Below are 14,418 nucleotides of genomic sequence, written 5' to 3' on the forward strand. Positions count from 1 at the left end.
TCTTCGACTCCTGCCGGTGCTAGAAATTTAAGAGCTTAGAGCCGTTTCAGCTCCGATTCAATGGAGGCGTTTCGCTCCCCTTGGAGTTGAAAAAATAGTAGGGGGTTAAAGAATGTTATTTATCTGATGCGCCTTTGAGCGAACGCATCATTTCGTTTCGCTGTTGTTCCTGTTTTTTGAGCTGTGACTGGAGGTTGTCGGTGACGTTGTTAGCTGGGATTTTTGTAGCAGCAGGGGTGAGAGGTGTGGAAATCTCATTTTCGGCGGGCTTCGCTGCTTCTTCTTGTGCGCTACGGAGCGCGCCCAGTGCGGTTGTGAGCTCTTCGACCTGGGGCTTCGGGTTTGCTTTGCTGACATTATCTGTGAGCATTTTTGTGATAAAAAGATAACCGCAGATAACGACTACCGAAGAGATCAAGATGAAGGGGAGAAGTGAGCTGTTTTCTGACGAGGACATAGTTCATTCTTTCATAGAAAACAGGAGGAAGCAATACGCGGGAAACTTCCACGATCGGTTTTTGACTTTGTGGGGGAAGTAGTGCAAGTTCCCCGCCCGTTGCAATGGCGGACACAGTTATGGGAAAGACACTCTATAAAAAGACATGGGACGCGCACAGCGTTGGAATCTTGGAAGATGGGCGCACGCAGTTGTTTATCGGTTCACACTTGATTCACGAAGTTACCTCACCGCAGGCCTTCGGTATGATCCGTGATCTGGGACTAGCAGTGAAATTCCCGCAGCGCACATTTGCGACCGTTGACCACATCGTGCCAACGACGAACCAAGTTCAGCCATTCGAAGACAATCTCGCTGAGGCGATGATCAATGAGTTGAAGAAGAATGTGGAAGAGTACGGCATCAAGTATTTTTCACTCAATACAGGCATGCAGGGTATCGTCCACATGGTGGGACCTGAGCAGGGGATCACCCAGCCGGGAACGACGATTGTTTGTGGTGACTCACACACTGCGACTCACGGGGCATTCGGAGCAATTGCTTTTGGTATCGGAACCACTCAGGTGCGTGACGTGCTAGCGACCCAGACTCTCGCAATGGACGCGCTCAAGGTGCGCCGCATCAACGTGACAGGAAATCTCAAGCCAGGGGTGTACGCGAAAGATGTGATCCTTCACATCATCCGTCACCTTGGAGCAAAAGGCGGCATTGGTTTCGCCTACGAATACGGCGGCGATGTGTTCGATCGCATGACGATGGAAGAGCGCATGACTGTTTGTAACATGTCCATCGAAGGTGGTGCGCGTTGTGGATATGTGAATCCAGATCAGGCAACATATGACTACCTCAAAGGCCGTCCATACGCTCCGAAAGATACAGATTGGGATGCTGCTGTAGCGCTCTGGGATAGCTTTGCTTCCGATGCAGATGCTGAGTACGACGATCTAGTCGACTTCGCCGCTGAGGACATCGAGCCAACGGTGACTTGGGGGATTTCTCCAGACCACGGAGTGGGTATTTCCGAGCTCATCCCAGATCCAGCCAAGGCTAAGACTCCTGAGGAAAAGGTAAGTATTGAAGAAGCTCTCGAGTACATGAAGCTGCCAGCAGGCACACCAGTAAGTGAGATTCCAATTGATGTTGCATTTCTCGGCTCATGTACTAATGGCCGACTTTCCGACTTCCGCGAAGCCGCAAAAATTCTCAAAGGCCACAAGGTTGCTGACGGCGTGAAAGCGATCGCAGTTCCTGGTTCTCAGATCACTGCCCACCAATGTGAGCAAGAAGGGATCGATCAGGTTTTCCGCGATGCTGGGTTCGAGTGGCGCCAAGCTGGTTGTTCCATGTGTCTTGCTATGAATTCAGACAAATTGGTCGGCGACCAAATCTGTGCGAGTTCCTCAAACCGTAACTACAAAGGCCGTCAGGGGTCACCAACTGGCCGCACGATCCTCATGAGCCCGGCCATGGTGGTAGCAGCTGCGATCAATGGCAAAGTTAGCGACGTGCGCGAGCTTAGTTGCTAGTTGACAGAAACCTCAGATCTAATTCTGAGTGTCAATACATTACAAAAGATTCAGCTTTGACAATAGCTGAATATTTTTTGCTTTGAGGAAGACAAAAAGGGTATAGTGTGTCCGGTTATCTAGAAGATTGATTACTTTGATTCATGTGAATCTCTATACAATCCACAACAAACAAATACTCCTTATGAACTTTACATACATAATAGTTGGCGCAGCGGTAGCTGTTAGCTTCGGTGCTGGTTGGATGTTAAGTAATTCTTCCGACGGGCAGCCTCCAACAGTGGAAGCTAAAGCTAGTGAAAACCCAAAACAGGCTCGACCAAGTAATCTAGGCGGAGCCAGCGCATCAGCAGCCATTTCGGCGGCGAACAGCCCACGGAAGTCCGTGTCTGAGTCGGCTGAGAAATCTGAGGAAGCAACTCCCAAGGATGCAGAACGTGGAAAACGACGTGCTGATTTTCGTAAAAAAATGGGCAGCCGTATGATCGATAGGCAGAAAGAGAAATTTGAGACCAAGATCGCAAACCTTGTGGAGAAACTAGGCCTAACGCCACAGCAAGAGGAGCAACTCAGAGCGCATTATGCAAAAAAGACAGAGGCATATAAAGAGCTGATGGCTGGAGGTTTTGAAAACATGCGAAGCTTGGAGGGGATGGAGAAGGTGGCTGCTGTCATGGGGGATGATGACCTCGGAGCTGCTATGGAAGATATTTTGAGCGATGAGCAACTGGGGGATTATATGGCCCTTAAATCGAGTGAGCGTAAGAATGGTATCGAGACCAAGGCAATGAAATCAATGGCGAGTATACAAGGGATTGTGAATCTAGATGATACGCAAAAAGATGCAGTCTACGATATCCTCTATGCCGAGGCCGAGGTGGGCGCTGATAAAAAGTCGCCGATGTCTTCTATGATGTCTCACTTTGGTGGAGGTATGATGATGTATATCGATACCTCCGTAATTGAGAAGCGTATGATCATTGAGGCTGATGAATCGCTCGATGCCGATCAAAAAAAGCTAAAGGTCGAAGAAATGCAGAAAGCTAGCCTGGATGCTAAAGTCAGCCGCTTCGATGGGATTCTGACTGAACCTCAGCAAAAACAATACCATCAGAGCCTTGAGAGCCAGAGCAAATGGATGCGTGGCTGGGGAGGCAAAAGAGGTCGTTAAGAGTGGCGTTGGGTTTCAGTTTGTTGAGTCTTTTGGCTAGGAAGCAGAACTGGAAGAGGCGAGTTTTTTGCTAGTTGGAACGTGTCGAAAGTCGGAAGGTCAAAGGTCCGGTTAGCAAAGTCTGGTGACTTTGGTGCCTTCTTATCGCGTCCACGTGATCTCACATCGACTTTCAGACCTTTGACAGCCTGAGGGGTGGAAGGCAGTATAGCTCTGGCCTGAAAAAGGCCTTGAGAACATGAGGAGTGCTCGTACATTGAGTGAGACTCATGCAGCTGATCAGAAATTTTACAGAATTGTTTATGGAATCCGCACCTTGGCTGATGCTGGGGTTGTTTATAGCGGGGATGATGCGATCCTATTTGCCAAGTGACCTTCTGGCTAGGCATTTGGGAAAGCCCGGGTTTACGAGTGTAGTGAAGGCCGCTTTGATTGGAGCGCCATTGCCTCTGTGTTCCTGCGGAGTTATTCCTGCAGCAGTCGGGCTTCGCCGCAGTGGAGCATCTAAAGCTGCGACGACTTCTTTTTTGATATCTACACCAGAAACGGGTGTAGATTCGATTTCTGTTTCCTATGCGATGCTCGGTCCCTTCATGGCGATAGTCCGGCCAATAGCTGCGATTGTGAGTGCTATTGCAGCAGGTTTGTTAGTGGGCCGCGACGAGGAAAGTAAGCCAGTCAAGAAGAAAGCATGTTGCTGTAAAAAGGAAGAGCCTGAGGAGGAAGTTTCTTGCTGTAGTAAAGAGCCTACTCCAAGTGCTGGAGCGGTGCTGGGCAAGTTAAAGAGCGGATTACGTTTCACTTGTGTTGATTTAGTAAAGGATATCACACTTTGGTTGATGATTGGTCTGGTGTTCGCGGCTTTGGTAAAAACCTATGTCCCCAATGAATTTCTAGCTCAATGGGGTGATGGATTTTTGGCCTTCGTGGTGATGGCGGCGATTGGAGTGCCGATGTATATCTGTGCCACTGCGTCCACGCCGATTGCTGCGGGTTTACTTTTCTCCGGGGTCTCACCTGGGGCGGTGTTAGTCTTTATGTTAGTCGGTCCAGCCACGAACTTGGCAACCATGGGGTTGGTGAAAGTGGAGCTGGGGACACGCGCATTGTTTGCCTATCTCGGCGGGGTGATTGGTGTTGGATTCGCTTTTGGGTATTTGACGAATTTCATGGCTGAACGGCTGCAGATAGATTTTGCAGCGCAAGTCGAGCACGTGCATGCGATGGGCAATACTCCCGTGAATTATGTGCTGAGCGTCTTGTTAGCAGGACTCATGACTTATAGCGTCGTGGCTAGATTTAAGAAAAAATCCTAAGCTTACCAATACATGCGGAGCCCTAAATTCAGGCCCCAGCCGTCATAGGCTCCACCATCGTTGGTCAGGTCTCTCATCTGTGTGTAGGTGACGCCAGACTGACACTTTAGTTTGTGGTTATAGATGTACCAGTTGAGACCCGCGTAGCCTTCATGGTAGGAGTCACCACGGCCGCTTTCGATTATATTTTCGTAGCGGTTCAATCGCAGGCCATTGGCATCTGCGCTTGTCATGTGGGTGTATCGTGTGACGAGTTGGAGCTTATCGTTGAGGTTGTAAAATGGCATGATGGATACTCCCCAAACATCGCTCTGGTCATCGTAACCTTGGCCAGCTGAAACCTCGGAGCGAAGCCCCCATAAGTCATTTTCGTAGCGGTGGTTGAGCGAGACGACTTGCTCGAAGGAGCGTGTGCCATTGTTCTGGTGTGGCTCGTTGTACACGTAGTCGAGAGTTAGGATGGACTCCTCTCCGCCAGTTTGATCTGTGAGGTCGTAATAGGTGCTTAAAATGCCAAAATTCCCAGCGTCAAATTCCGTGAGTTCTTTAGGTACTGCAGATGAAAAGGCTCCGGCGAAGTAGCTCCATTTATTGTGTTTCACCGATGCGCTGATGCCTGTGAAGTATTCCTTGCTGAACCATAGGTTGTTGGCTAAATTGCTTCGCTCAAGCGTGAGGAGCTTCTTAGAAGATGTCTTGCCGTCGAGAGTGAACCCAGCGGATTGTTTGCCCAACTTTAAGTTCCACTGTTTGTTCGGTGACCAGCCGAGATAGGCATCGGTGAGTCCCTTGTAGCTCTCCGAGTCGAAGTCGAAATCCACATTTTCGGCATCAAGGTCAGCTTCCACATGGAGAGTGAAATCTTGGAACCATTGAGATTTGAAGCCTATTCGTAGGCGACGGGCGTCAAAGTCACTGTAGTCGCCCTGATTGGATTCAAGGTGGGAGTAATCAGCGTGGAAACGGCCGGAGATAGCAAATTTCTGTAGAATAGGATTTCCCTCATTCCCATAGAGAGTGGCGAGTGACCAAATTTCTTCGAAGGTATCCACTTCTTGAGATATTGTATCTGAGGACAATTCTCCGGCAGTTGCGGAGCCTTGAGTCATTGTCAGTGCTAGTATAAAGGTGGATGCCAGTCTTTGAACTTGTGATGGTGAAGTCTTCATAATCGATTTACAGTCTCGTTCTTACAGTGTGATGCCTTTGCGTGAATCATTCTCGTGGGGCAAACGAGGAGTGCAATTCAGAAAGGCTAAAAATGAATGATTTCAAGTTTTCAACCAAATGGGATGGCATTTTTGTGGAGGGAATCAGAGTCTATACCTAGGTCTGATGAACCATCGTTGGCCTAACCAATTAATGTGACACTGTTTATGTTCACAATTTTTTAGAGACGTGCTAGATTTCCTACGAGATGATCACTATCACTGAACGCGAAAATAATACCCCCGAACGCATACGGTTGGCTGAGGAAGCTTCACTTGAGAAGAACTGGAAACGTTGGGGTCCGTATTTGGCTGAGCGCCAATGGGGGACAGTGCGTGAAGATTATTCAGAATCTGGCGATGCGTGGAATTATTTCACCCACGATCAAGCGAGAAGCCGGGCGTATCGTTGGGGTGAGGATGGTCTGTTGGGCTGGTGTGACAGGAAATCTAGGATCAATTTTGCGCCCGTTCTCTGGAATGGTAAGGACCCGATTCTTAAAGAGCGCCTTTTCGGCGTGAGTGGAACTCAGGGAAACCACGGTGAAGATGTGAAGGAATGTTATTATTATCTAAATAGCACGCCAACGCATTCTTTCACACGAGCTCTCTACAAGTATCCTATGGCGGAATACCCCTATGCCGATTTAGTGCAAACTAATGAGCATAGAGGGCCAGATGAGGCCGAGTACGGCATTGAGGACACGGGTGTCTTTGTCAATGGAATGTACTGGGATGTAGAAACTACCGTGGCGAAGGCATCTCCTAGCGACCTTTGTTGGAGACTCAGGGTGACTAACAATAGTTCTGATGAGCAGACTATTCACCTGTTGCCTAGTATCTGGATGCGCAATAGCTGGGGCTGGGGCGATGACCATTTCGAATCAGAATGGGATAAGCCGAGTATAAAGCTAGATGGAGATAGGTTGGTGTTAGAGCATTGTGATATGGGTAAGTTTCATTTCTATGTCGACGAGGTAGAAGAATCTCCGATTGAATGGTTATTTACAGAAAATGACTCGAATCTTAAGTCGCTATTCGAGCAGGAGAATAAGTCAAAGTACCTCAAAGATGCATTTCACGAATACCTCATCAATGTGAGGAAGGAAGCGGTGAATCCTGCGATGACTGGAACCAAAGCTGCAGCTTGGGTGAAGGTGAGTGTGGCTGCAGGTGAGACCTTTGAGTTACGTTGTAGATTGATTGCGGAGGAGAATGATACAGGTCAGCGCTTTGAAGATTTTGATGAGGTGGTGGGATTGCGCGAGGCTGAGGAGTCAGATTTTTATGAATGCATGATGCCACAAGGGCTTTCCGAAGAGGAGACCCGGGTTGCGATTCAAGGCTATGCTGGCCTGCTGTGGTCTAAGCAATTTTACTATTATATCGTTAAGTATTGGTTGCAGGGGGACAACGGTGAATTGAATGCTACAGTTGCTAGACAGGAAGGGCGAAATAAGGATTGGAGACACATGTTTGCGCGTGACGTTCTCTCGATGCCCGATAAGTGGGAATACCCGTGGTTCGCCTCTTGGGATAGTGCTTTCCACATGGTTGCTTTTGCCCGTCTCGACCCCGATTTTGCGAAGAAGCAACTCTTGCTCTTTTTACGTGAGTGGTATCTGCACCCGAATGGCCAGATTCCGGCTTACGAATGGAATTTTTCTGATGTCAATCCACCAGTCCATGCTTGGGCAGTTTGGCAGGTATACCAGAGTCTTGAAAGTAATGGGATTGAGGATCTAGAGTGGCTAGAGAAAGCTGTTCAAAAACTAAGCTTAAACTTCACTTGGTGGGTCAACCGCAAGGACGTGAATGGCAACCATTTGTTCTCAGGTGGCTTTCTTGGGCTCGATAATATTGGAGTGTTTGATCGTTCTCAAGAGCTCGGAGATGGCGCCCATATCCTACAAGCAGACGCGACAGCATGGATGGGTGGGTTCTGCTCCCAGATGTTAGAAATGTGCCTGAAGTTGGCCGAGACGCGTCCAGCCTATGAGGATATGGCATCAAAGTACTTTGAGCACTTTGTGCGTATAGCTAGGGCGATGAACGAAGAATCCGGACGAGGGCTTTGGTGTGAAGACGATGGATTCTACTATGACCATTTGGTTCTGAAGAATGGCGAAAAAATCCCAATGAAGGTCCGTTCCATGGTTGGCTTACTGACTATGATGGGGGTGGCCGAAATCGACATGAAGAAGGTCGATAAAATGCCTGGCTTCAAAAAGCGACTCGATTGGTTTATCGAAAACCGGCCAGATCTAGCTGAGTACACAACCTACTGTGATAAACGGCGCGAAGATAAGGAGTCACGGCTGCTTATGCTACCGCTGCGAGATCGATTTGATAAAATGTTAGTCCGTATGTTAGATGAAGATGAATTCCTCTCAGAGTACGGGCTGCGCTCACTTTCAAAAGATCATAAAGAAAATCCATACAGTATCGTCTGGAAAGGTGAGAAACACGAAGTGAGCTACGTGCCAGGGGAGTCGACTGGCTATATGTTTGGTGGCAACTCTAACTGGCGTGGGCCAATATGGTTTCCAGTGAACTACATTATCATTGCGTCGCTAAGGAAGTATCAGCACTTCTACGGTGACAACTTCACAGTAGAATTCCCAACAGGATCAGGTGTTCAGCTAAGCTTAGGCGATGTGGCGGACAGGATCAACGATCGACTAGTGAGTATGTTCTTACCGAGTGAGGGGGGCTGCCGCCCAGCTTTGGCTAAACTAGACCATTATTGCAAGGGTCAAGAGTGGGATGAGCTGGTGCTCTTTTATGAGTATTTCAATGGCGATACAGGGCAGGGACTAGGAGCGAGCCATCAGACTGGCTGGACAGCACTGGTGGTAACCTTGTTGCGTGATCGAGCCAGAAAGCAATTGGCTGAGGCTAATCAAGAAGAAACAATATAGGGCTCAAATTCGGCGTTGACTTTGCTGAAGCTGTTACGGCTTTATCAGCATTTTGGCTCCGAACACGAGGAGGGTGATACCGAAAATGCGGGTGAGCGTGCTCGACTGGAGACTCTGCATGAGGTCAGATCCAAACCAAGAAGCTGCTGCTGCTCCGACAGCCGCGCAGAGTACGATCCGCCAATCAACGAGGCCGGCACGGGAGTTGTTAGTAGTGGCGACTAATGCTGTGATGATAATGATAGCGAGTGATGTGGCTACCGCTTGTTTGTGCTCCAGACCCAAGAGCTGAGTGAATGCTGGCACCATGACGATGCCTCCACCAATGCCGCATAGTGCACCAAGAAGTCCAGCGGCGGCTCCAACAGAGAGGCTAATAAGGAGGGTTTTTATCATTTATCTGCGTCTTTGCTGTGCTGTGCTCATGAGTTCTACGACTAAGCGGTGGAGTACCATGCGGTGGTCTAGGCCTGAGCTGACGAGTGAGTGGTCGGCTTGGAGGCAGGACTCCATGGATTTTTTCAAGGCTGGATATGGAAATGCTTGCGCGTCTTTTGCTGCGAGAAAGAGTGGGTAGGCATTGACCCCTCCGGCCTTTTTCTGAGGGAGCCAGGCTCGGTCCATTTCTGGAAGGCGGTTGAGTGCGTCTGAGAATGCATTGTAGTTATGCATTGGGAGTTTCATGTTCTCCCCGGCTGCTCGTGCCATGAAAAGATTGCGGATCGTAGGGATCAAAGATGCTCGGAGGATAGCGATAGCTGACTCACCTCGGTCTAGTTGTTGGTCGATCAGCTCAAGCGCTCTTACACCATCTCGGCGTTGAACTGCACGTCCAACCTCGAAGACGAGTCCAGCCCGAGAGAGCGGGACCATCTGGCGGATATCGTCGAGCTCTACCGTGCGACGGTCTTTACCTAGAAAGAGGTCGAGCTTGTTGATCTCAACTTTGATCTGGCGAGTGTCTTCACCAGCGAGCATGACAAAAAGTTCCATCGCTTCGCTGGTGAAGTTGAGGTCGAGCTCTCTAGCACGTTTTTGCACCATGACCCCAACTTGTTCCTGCCAGCCATCTTTTGAGGTGTCTAGCTTGTTGTGCTCTTGGAGTGTGGCGTTATTTTTTACCCACTTATAAAAACTCCTGCGCTTGTCGATTCCTGTGGCAGAAAGGATGAAGGTGCAGTCGTCACCTATGCCTGCGCTGAGAGTGTCTTTGATGGCTTCCACTCCTAGCTTAGCGCGTTCGGCCTCGCTGGTTCTATCGGAGCCCATGAAGGTTGCCCGCTTGAGCCAAACAACTTTACCTCCACCAAAAAATGGCAGGGTTTGGAGCGCTTGAATAGTTTCGTGTGAGATGTCGTGTGCGTGTTCAGCATTGTCAGCATTGCCGTCAATGATGTCATTGGCGAAGTCATCGCCTACGGCAGGCTTGAGCTTGTTGAAGAGTTTGAGTGCGGCTTCTGCACAGGCGCCGTCGTCTGTGCCGTAGATGACGTAAATATTGTTAGCGGGCATTATTAGTCGAGGATGTACTCCAGCAAGATGGACTGGAGGCTAGTATAAAAATGGTAGCGAACGATTGCGGCCTTGAGGGCTGGGTCTTCAAACTCTAGGTTGTCTTGCTCTTCAGCAAGGTCATCGAATCTACTTATCTCAAAGCGTTCTTCTAGTGATAGCCTCGCCTGGTTGATAGCACCGAACCAAGAGTTAGCGTCTTCAGCCTTGATGAAAAGAGAACCAGTGAGGTCCAGAGCTTTATCTGCAGTACTGATTGAGCGGGAGACGTGAATGATCTGGCTACTGAACTGATCCGCTAGTTCTGGGGTGATGAGTTCCGCCCAGTCTTCATCGGCAGCCATGTAGAGAGCTAACTTGTCAGCAAGGGGTTCATCAGGCATCTGACTTGCGTCAGTGCAGATCATTTCTAAGATCAACCAGTCGGTGGCGTTTTCAGCATCGATCCGCAAGCTGCGGTCAAGTGTGGGTGCAACTCTCATTGGGATTTTTGGATGGTGGCTTTGAGTTGGTGACAGTGCAGTTGTTGCACGTAGAGCTCTGCTTGTTCTTTTTCGCCAGTCCAGACAATGGATTTACCCGCATTGTGGACTTCTAACATGAGCTTCTCGGCTTGTGTCTTATTGTAACCAAAAATTCGCTTCAAGATGAGGGTGACGTAGGCCATGAGGTTCACGGGGTCGTCAAAAATAACAACCGACCAAGGCGTGGTGGTCTGAGTGGTTGTTTTTGTCTGAAAGTCGGTGCTGGGTGATTCCAATCGCATTTGTTGGACATGATGCATAGCCAAATGGTTTGCATCAACTAGGAAGTTGAGAGAAATAAAAAGCCACTACTGCGCGGGGCGGTAGTGGCTGTTGAAATCAAGAGTGAGTTTTACTTTGATTGCTCCAGCATGCGGATGATTGGAGCTTCAGCGCGCTGTCGAACTTCTTCGGGCATTTCAACTGAAGGGCTGAGGTCGCGGAGGCAGTTGCGAAGTTTCTCCAGCGTGTTCATTTTCATGAAATGGCAGTCGTTACATGCGCACTTGTCGGTAGGGCCTGCGATGAGGTTTTTATCAGGAGCCTCCTTCTGTAGGCGGTGAAGCATTCCTGACTCAGTGACTACGATGATGTCTTTGACTGGGGCATTCTGACAGTAGGATATCATCTTTTCTGTAGAACAAACCTCGTCAGCTAGCATGCGGACAGCGGTAGTACACTCTGGGTGCGCTACGACGAGTGCGTTCGGGTACTCAGCTTTGATCTTATTGATAGAATTCTGAGTGAACTCGACGTGGACATAGCAGGAGCCCTGCCATAGATCCATCTTGCGGCCGGTTTGCTCCATCACCCATGCGCCGAGGTTGGCGTCGGGGACAAATAAAATGGGGCGCTCAGCAGGAGCCTTGTTGACGATGTTGATGGCATTGCCGGAGGTGACAATGACGTCGGAAAGAGCTTTGACTCCGCCTGAGCAGTTGATGTAGGCGATGACGTAGTAGTTCTTCTCCTTGTTCGTCTCTAGAAAAGCGGCGAGGTCTTCAGCTGGGCAGGATTCCTCGAGTGAGCACCCAGCATCGCTGTCAGGTAGGATGACAATTTTGTTCGGGTTGAGGATCTTGGCTGTCTCGGCCATGAAGTGGACACCGCAAAATGCAATGACTTCACAGTCCGTGGCTTGAGCCTGGTAAGCGAGCCCGAGTGAGTCGCCGACGTAGTCTGCGATATCTTGGATTTCTCCCACTTGGTAATTGTGAGCTAGGATGACGGCATTGCGCTCTTTTTTGAGGCGCAGGATCTCTTCTGTGAGGTCGATAGCGGTAGTAGCCATAAGATAGTGTGTAGAAAGGGAAAACGGACAGCCCTTTGGAAAGGGTGTCCGTTTGAAATATTTAGATGTCTAGATCTAGTTGATTGTGTGGCCTAGAGTCTGTTGAATCAGTATTCTCGGCGGCTTTAGACACCGGATTCTTAGCAGTGGTCTGCTCAGAATTTAGGATGCTGTGGCCGAGTTCTACTTTTTTACTGGAGTAGATGCAGCGGGCTTCACATATGGAGTCGCTCCGGCAGCAGGGGCGCCAACAGTGGACTTGCCGACAAAGATAGCACCAGCTTCGATAGAGAGTGTTGCAGCCTTGATGTCACCAACAAGCTCAGCATTTGCTTTTAGCTCAACGCGATCAGCTACAGTGATGTTACCGTGAACTTTGCCGTAGATGACTACTGAACGTGTGCGAATCTCAGCGCGAACACGTGCATTTTCTCCGACTGTGAGGGATCCGTCAGAATCAATCTCCCCTTCGATCTTGCCGTCTACAACGAGGTCGTTGGTGAAGCGAACTTGACCTTTGATTTCGACATCAGAGCTGAGCATGTTGCGACCACTGCCAGCAGCAATCTGCGATGTGTTGGACTTCTGAGCGCGTTTTTCCGCAACCGGCTTTTGATTCGCCTGTGAGCGAGTTGGTGATGCGCTGGATGATGCGCTGGATGATGCGCTAGCGGATGCAGCAGGGGGTGCGCTTTTAGAGCTAGGAGTTGGAGCACCTTGAGATGGTGTACCTTCGTTTTGGTTGCTGATATATTTTTTGAATACAGACACGGCTGGTATTTAATTTTTGATGGTTATAAATGGCTTCTTCGGTCACCCGAAGAGGATTGAGGAATAATTGGGGCTACACTATATACTACTCAGGGACTTGTGAATTTGTTTCGTCTTTTTCTTCGGTAGCAGAAGTTTCTTTAGCTGGCGCTTCTGGGAGAGTGCTTTCGGGGGCGTTCGCAGGGGTGGTAACAGCAGGAGTCGTCGGTGCAACTGGAGCAATTTTCTTTTCTACTTCTAGTGGTGCCACAGCACCGATGAAGCGGAGTCGATTGCTCGCCATTGTTTTATAGGAGGAAAACTTTGTGATGCTGTCGATGTCAGAGGAGTCGTCAGAGATGAGGTTAGTTACAGCTGTGTAGAATTCCCTAGCGCGTTCGTTGTCGCCATTTTTCTGGGCAATGTCGCCGAGTGCGATTTGAGCAACAGGTGTGATGTGCTCGGCATTTTCTATGTCGAGTACGGCTGAGAGCTGAGCTTCGGCTTCAGTTAGTTTTCCTTCATTCAGAAATCGTAGGCCTAAGCTAGTTGTGGCTGTTGGGATGGCTGCGTGATCAGGGTAGGTGGAAACAAAGTTGCGAAGGGCATTGATAGCATCTTCAGCTGACTCGGTGCCTTTAATATCTGCAATGAGCAAGGCTGCGGCACCAGCGGATGCAGTATTGCCGTGGGCTGAAACCACAGCTTGTAGTTGGGGTTCATCATCCGCCGAAGCGAGGTCTTCACCAGCTTGAGCGCTGAGCATTGAGCTGTAGCCAGTGTAACCCACATAGGCTAATACGCCTAAAAAGATGGCGATGGCTGCGATGATAATGAGTTTCATGTTTTCATCGAGGAAAACTTCAAACTTGGATGGGCCGTGATCGATCTCGGCAATAGGTGTTGGTATGTCGTCCATTTGTTATGGGTGGTGGTAAGGATCTGAGGGCAGTCTTGCAAGGAAGAAAGCAGGATCTGACAAGGAAAATGATGAGAGGACTCGTAGATTCTCAATGATTGGGGGGGAATTGAGTTGAAATGACAGTGGTATGGGATAGATCGTGTTCCGTAACCACGTCCTTCAGATCGAATTTACTTATGAAATCTAAACTAAAATCGGCCCAATTTTACGGCATTGTCGATCTAGGCTATGTGACTGCAGAAAGAGCGACTTCAGTGGCCCAATCTTTACTCGATGGAGGCGCTGGAATTATCCAGCTGAGGGCGAAGGGCTGTGGGCTAGATGAAATTCGAAATTTAGCGAAATTGTTGCAGCCGATCTGCCGAAAAAAAGGAGTGCCCTTTATCGTGAACGATTATCCAGAAATAGCGCTCGAAGTCGGTGCTGATGGTGTTCATATCGGCCAAGACGATGGAAGTCTGGCTGATGTGCGTGATATTGTGGGTGAGGAGATGATTGTAGGCCGGTCGACTCACTCCGTGGAGCAGGCGAAGGAAGCATTGTTAGAGGGTTTTGATTATATTGGCTTTGGGCCGATCTTTCCAACTCCGACAAAGGTGGGACGTGCTGGAATTGGGATGCAGAATGTGGGGCTAGTGCAGTCGACTGTTGGTCAAGAGATTCCAGTTTTTTGCATAGGCGGCATACGTCGTGATAATTTAGCGCAAGTACAGAGAGCTGGAGCTCAGCGTGTGGTTGTTGTTTCAGATGTGCTCAGGGCTGAGAATGTGGTGGAGGCGGCACGCGAAATAGTGACCCAGCTTTTAAAGCAGTAAAAATT

At 49.2% G+C, this 14,418-nt stretch carries 14 protein-coding genes; 5 read left to right on the forward strand and 9 right to left on the reverse strand.

Features of this window, described 5'->3' with window-relative positions; genetic code table 11:
• Positions 1-115 precede the first annotated feature (115 nt).
• Entirely contained in the window at positions 116-457 is a 342-nt protein-coding gene (locus BSZ32_RS08960; RefSeq protein ID WP_105043117.1) for a hypothetical protein, read from the reverse strand.
• Positions 458-576: 119 nt separating this feature from the next.
• Between BSZ32_RS08960 and leuC the strand changes: the two genes are divergently transcribed.
• From leuC to BSZ32_RS08980, 3 genes are all read left to right on the forward strand, one after another.
• Positions 577-1,983, forward strand: a complete 1,407-nt coding sequence (leuC, locus tag BSZ32_RS08965; RefSeq protein ID WP_105044812.1) for a 3-isopropylmalate dehydratase large subunit — start codon at positions 577-579, stop codon at positions 1,981-1,983.
• A 184-nt stretch (positions 1,984-2,167) separates the two neighbouring features.
• Positions 2,168-3,154 (forward strand): hypothetical protein, encoded by a 987-nt coding sequence (locus tag BSZ32_RS08970; RefSeq protein WP_129589674.1) that lies wholly within the window; start codon positions 2,168-2,170, stop codon positions 3,152-3,154.
• Positions 3,155-3,423: 269 nt separating this feature from the next.
• On the forward strand, positions 3,424-4,470 hold the full coding sequence (locus BSZ32_RS08980; protein WP_105043120.1) for an SO_0444 family Cu/Zn efflux transporter: 1,047 nt from the start codon (positions 3,424-3,426) through the stop codon (positions 4,468-4,470).
• Between the two features lie 2 nt (positions 4,471-4,472).
• Here the strand turns inward: BSZ32_RS08980 and BSZ32_RS08985 are convergent, their stop codons facing one another.
• Entirely contained in the window at positions 4,473-5,639 is a 1,167-nt protein-coding gene (locus BSZ32_RS08985) for a porin (RefSeq protein ID WP_105043121.1), read from the reverse strand.
• A gap of 248 nt (positions 5,640-5,887) precedes the next feature.
• Between BSZ32_RS08985 and BSZ32_RS08990 the strand changes: the two genes are divergently transcribed.
• Positions 5,888-8,599, forward strand: coding sequence for an MGH1-like glycoside hydrolase domain-containing protein (locus BSZ32_RS08990; protein WP_105043122.1), 2,712 nt, complete (start codon positions 5,888-5,890; stop codon positions 8,597-8,599).
• A 33-nt stretch (positions 8,600-8,632) separates the two neighbouring features.
• On the opposite strand, the gene BSZ32_RS08995 is transcribed toward BSZ32_RS08990, so the two are convergent.
• From BSZ32_RS08995 to BSZ32_RS09025, 7 genes are all read right to left on the reverse strand, one after another.
• Complete coding sequence (locus tag BSZ32_RS08995) at positions 8,633-8,995, reverse strand: sulfite exporter TauE/SafE family protein (protein WP_105043123.1); 363 nt, start codon at positions 8,993-8,995, stop codon at positions 8,633-8,635.
• Positions 8,996-10,111, reverse strand: a complete 1,116-nt coding sequence (holA, locus tag BSZ32_RS09000; protein ID WP_105043124.1) for a DNA polymerase III subunit delta — start codon at positions 10,109-10,111, stop codon at positions 8,996-8,998. It abuts the gene before it with no gap.
• Between the two features lie 2 nt (positions 10,112-10,113).
• Entirely contained in the window at positions 10,114-10,593 is a 480-nt protein-coding gene (locus tag BSZ32_RS09005; RefSeq protein ID WP_105043125.1) for a DUF2017 family protein, read from the reverse strand.
• The gene (gene clpS, locus BSZ32_RS09010; RefSeq protein WP_105043126.1) at positions 10,590-10,877 is read right to left on the reverse strand and encodes an ATP-dependent Clp protease adapter ClpS; all 288 of its coding nucleotides are present in this window, start codon (positions 10,875-10,877) and stop codon (positions 10,590-10,592) included. The genes BSZ32_RS09005 and clpS overlap by 4 nt, the downstream gene beginning before the upstream one ends.
• A gap of 110 nt (positions 10,878-10,987) precedes the next feature.
• A complete protein-coding gene (nadA, locus tag BSZ32_RS09015) occupies positions 10,988-11,926 on the reverse strand; it encodes a quinolinate synthase NadA (protein WP_105043127.1) in 939 nt (312 codons plus the stop codon).
• A gap of 183 nt (positions 11,927-12,109) precedes the next feature.
• Positions 12,110-12,697, reverse strand: a complete 588-nt coding sequence (locus BSZ32_RS19745) for a bactofilin family protein (RefSeq protein ID WP_240610598.1) — start codon at positions 12,695-12,697, stop codon at positions 12,110-12,112.
• Positions 12,698-12,782: 85 nt separating this feature from the next.
• Positions 12,783-13,595 (reverse strand): tetratricopeptide repeat protein, encoded by an 813-nt coding sequence (locus BSZ32_RS09025; protein ID WP_105043128.1) that lies wholly within the window; start codon positions 13,593-13,595, stop codon positions 12,783-12,785.
• A 179-nt stretch (positions 13,596-13,774) separates the two neighbouring features.
• Between BSZ32_RS09025 and thiE the strand changes: the two genes are divergently transcribed.
• Positions 13,775-14,413: a thiamine phosphate synthase gene (gene thiE / locus BSZ32_RS09030; RefSeq protein ID WP_105043129.1), complete on the forward strand. Its 639-nt coding sequence runs from the start codon at positions 13,775-13,777 to the stop codon at positions 14,411-14,413.
• The last annotated feature ends 5 nt before the right edge of the window (positions 14,414-14,418 follow it).

The sequence above is a fragment of the Rubritalea profundi genome (assembly GCF_002954445.1).
Lineage (GTDB): Bacteria > Verrucomicrobiota > Verrucomicrobiia > Verrucomicrobiales > Akkermansiaceae > Rubritalea > Rubritalea profundi.

Coding starts and splice junctions, on each gene's coding strand:
- BSZ32_RS08970 (WP_129589674.1), top strand. CDS start 2,168: ATGAACTTTACATACATAATAGTTGGCGCAGCGGTAGCTGTTAGCTTC.
- BSZ32_RS09005 (WP_105043125.1), bottom strand. CDS start 10,593: ATGAGAGTTGCACCCACACTTGACCGCAGCTTGCGGATCGATGCTGAA.
- BSZ32_RS08980 (WP_105043120.1), top strand. CDS start 3,424: ATGCAGCTGATCAGAAATTTTACAGAATTGTTTATGGAATCCGCACCT.
- BSZ32_RS09025 (WP_105043128.1), bottom strand. CDS start 13,595: ATGGACGACATACCAACACCTATTGCCGAGATCGATCACGGCCCATCC.
- BSZ32_RS08985 (WP_105043121.1), bottom strand. CDS start 5,639: ATGAAGACTTCACCATCACAAGTTCAAAGACTGGCATCCACCTTTATA.
- holA (WP_105043124.1), bottom strand. CDS start 10,111: ATGCCCGCTAACAATATTTACGTCATCTACGGCACAGACGACGGCGCC.
- BSZ32_RS08960 (WP_105043117.1), bottom strand. CDS start 457: ATGTCCTCGTCAGAAAACAGCTCACTTCTCCCCTTCATCTTGATCTCT.
- nadA (WP_105043127.1), bottom strand. CDS start 11,926: ATGGCTACTACCGCTATCGACCTCACAGAAGAGATCCTGCGCCTCAAA.
- BSZ32_RS08990 (WP_105043122.1), top strand. CDS start 5,888: ATGATCACTATCACTGAACGCGAAAATAATACCCCCGAACGCATACGG.
- thiE (WP_105043129.1), top strand. CDS start 13,775: ATGAAATCTAAACTAAAATCGGCCCAATTTTACGGCATTGTCGATCTA.
- clpS (WP_105043126.1), bottom strand. CDS start 10,877: ATGCGATTGGAATCACCCAGCACCGACTTTCAGACAAAAACAACCACT.
- leuC (WP_105044812.1), top strand. CDS start 577: ATGGGAAAGACACTCTATAAAAAGACATGGGACGCGCACAGCGTTGGA.
- BSZ32_RS08995 (WP_105043123.1), bottom strand. CDS start 8,995: ATGATAAAAACCCTCCTTATTAGCCTCTCTGTTGGAGCCGCCGCTGGA.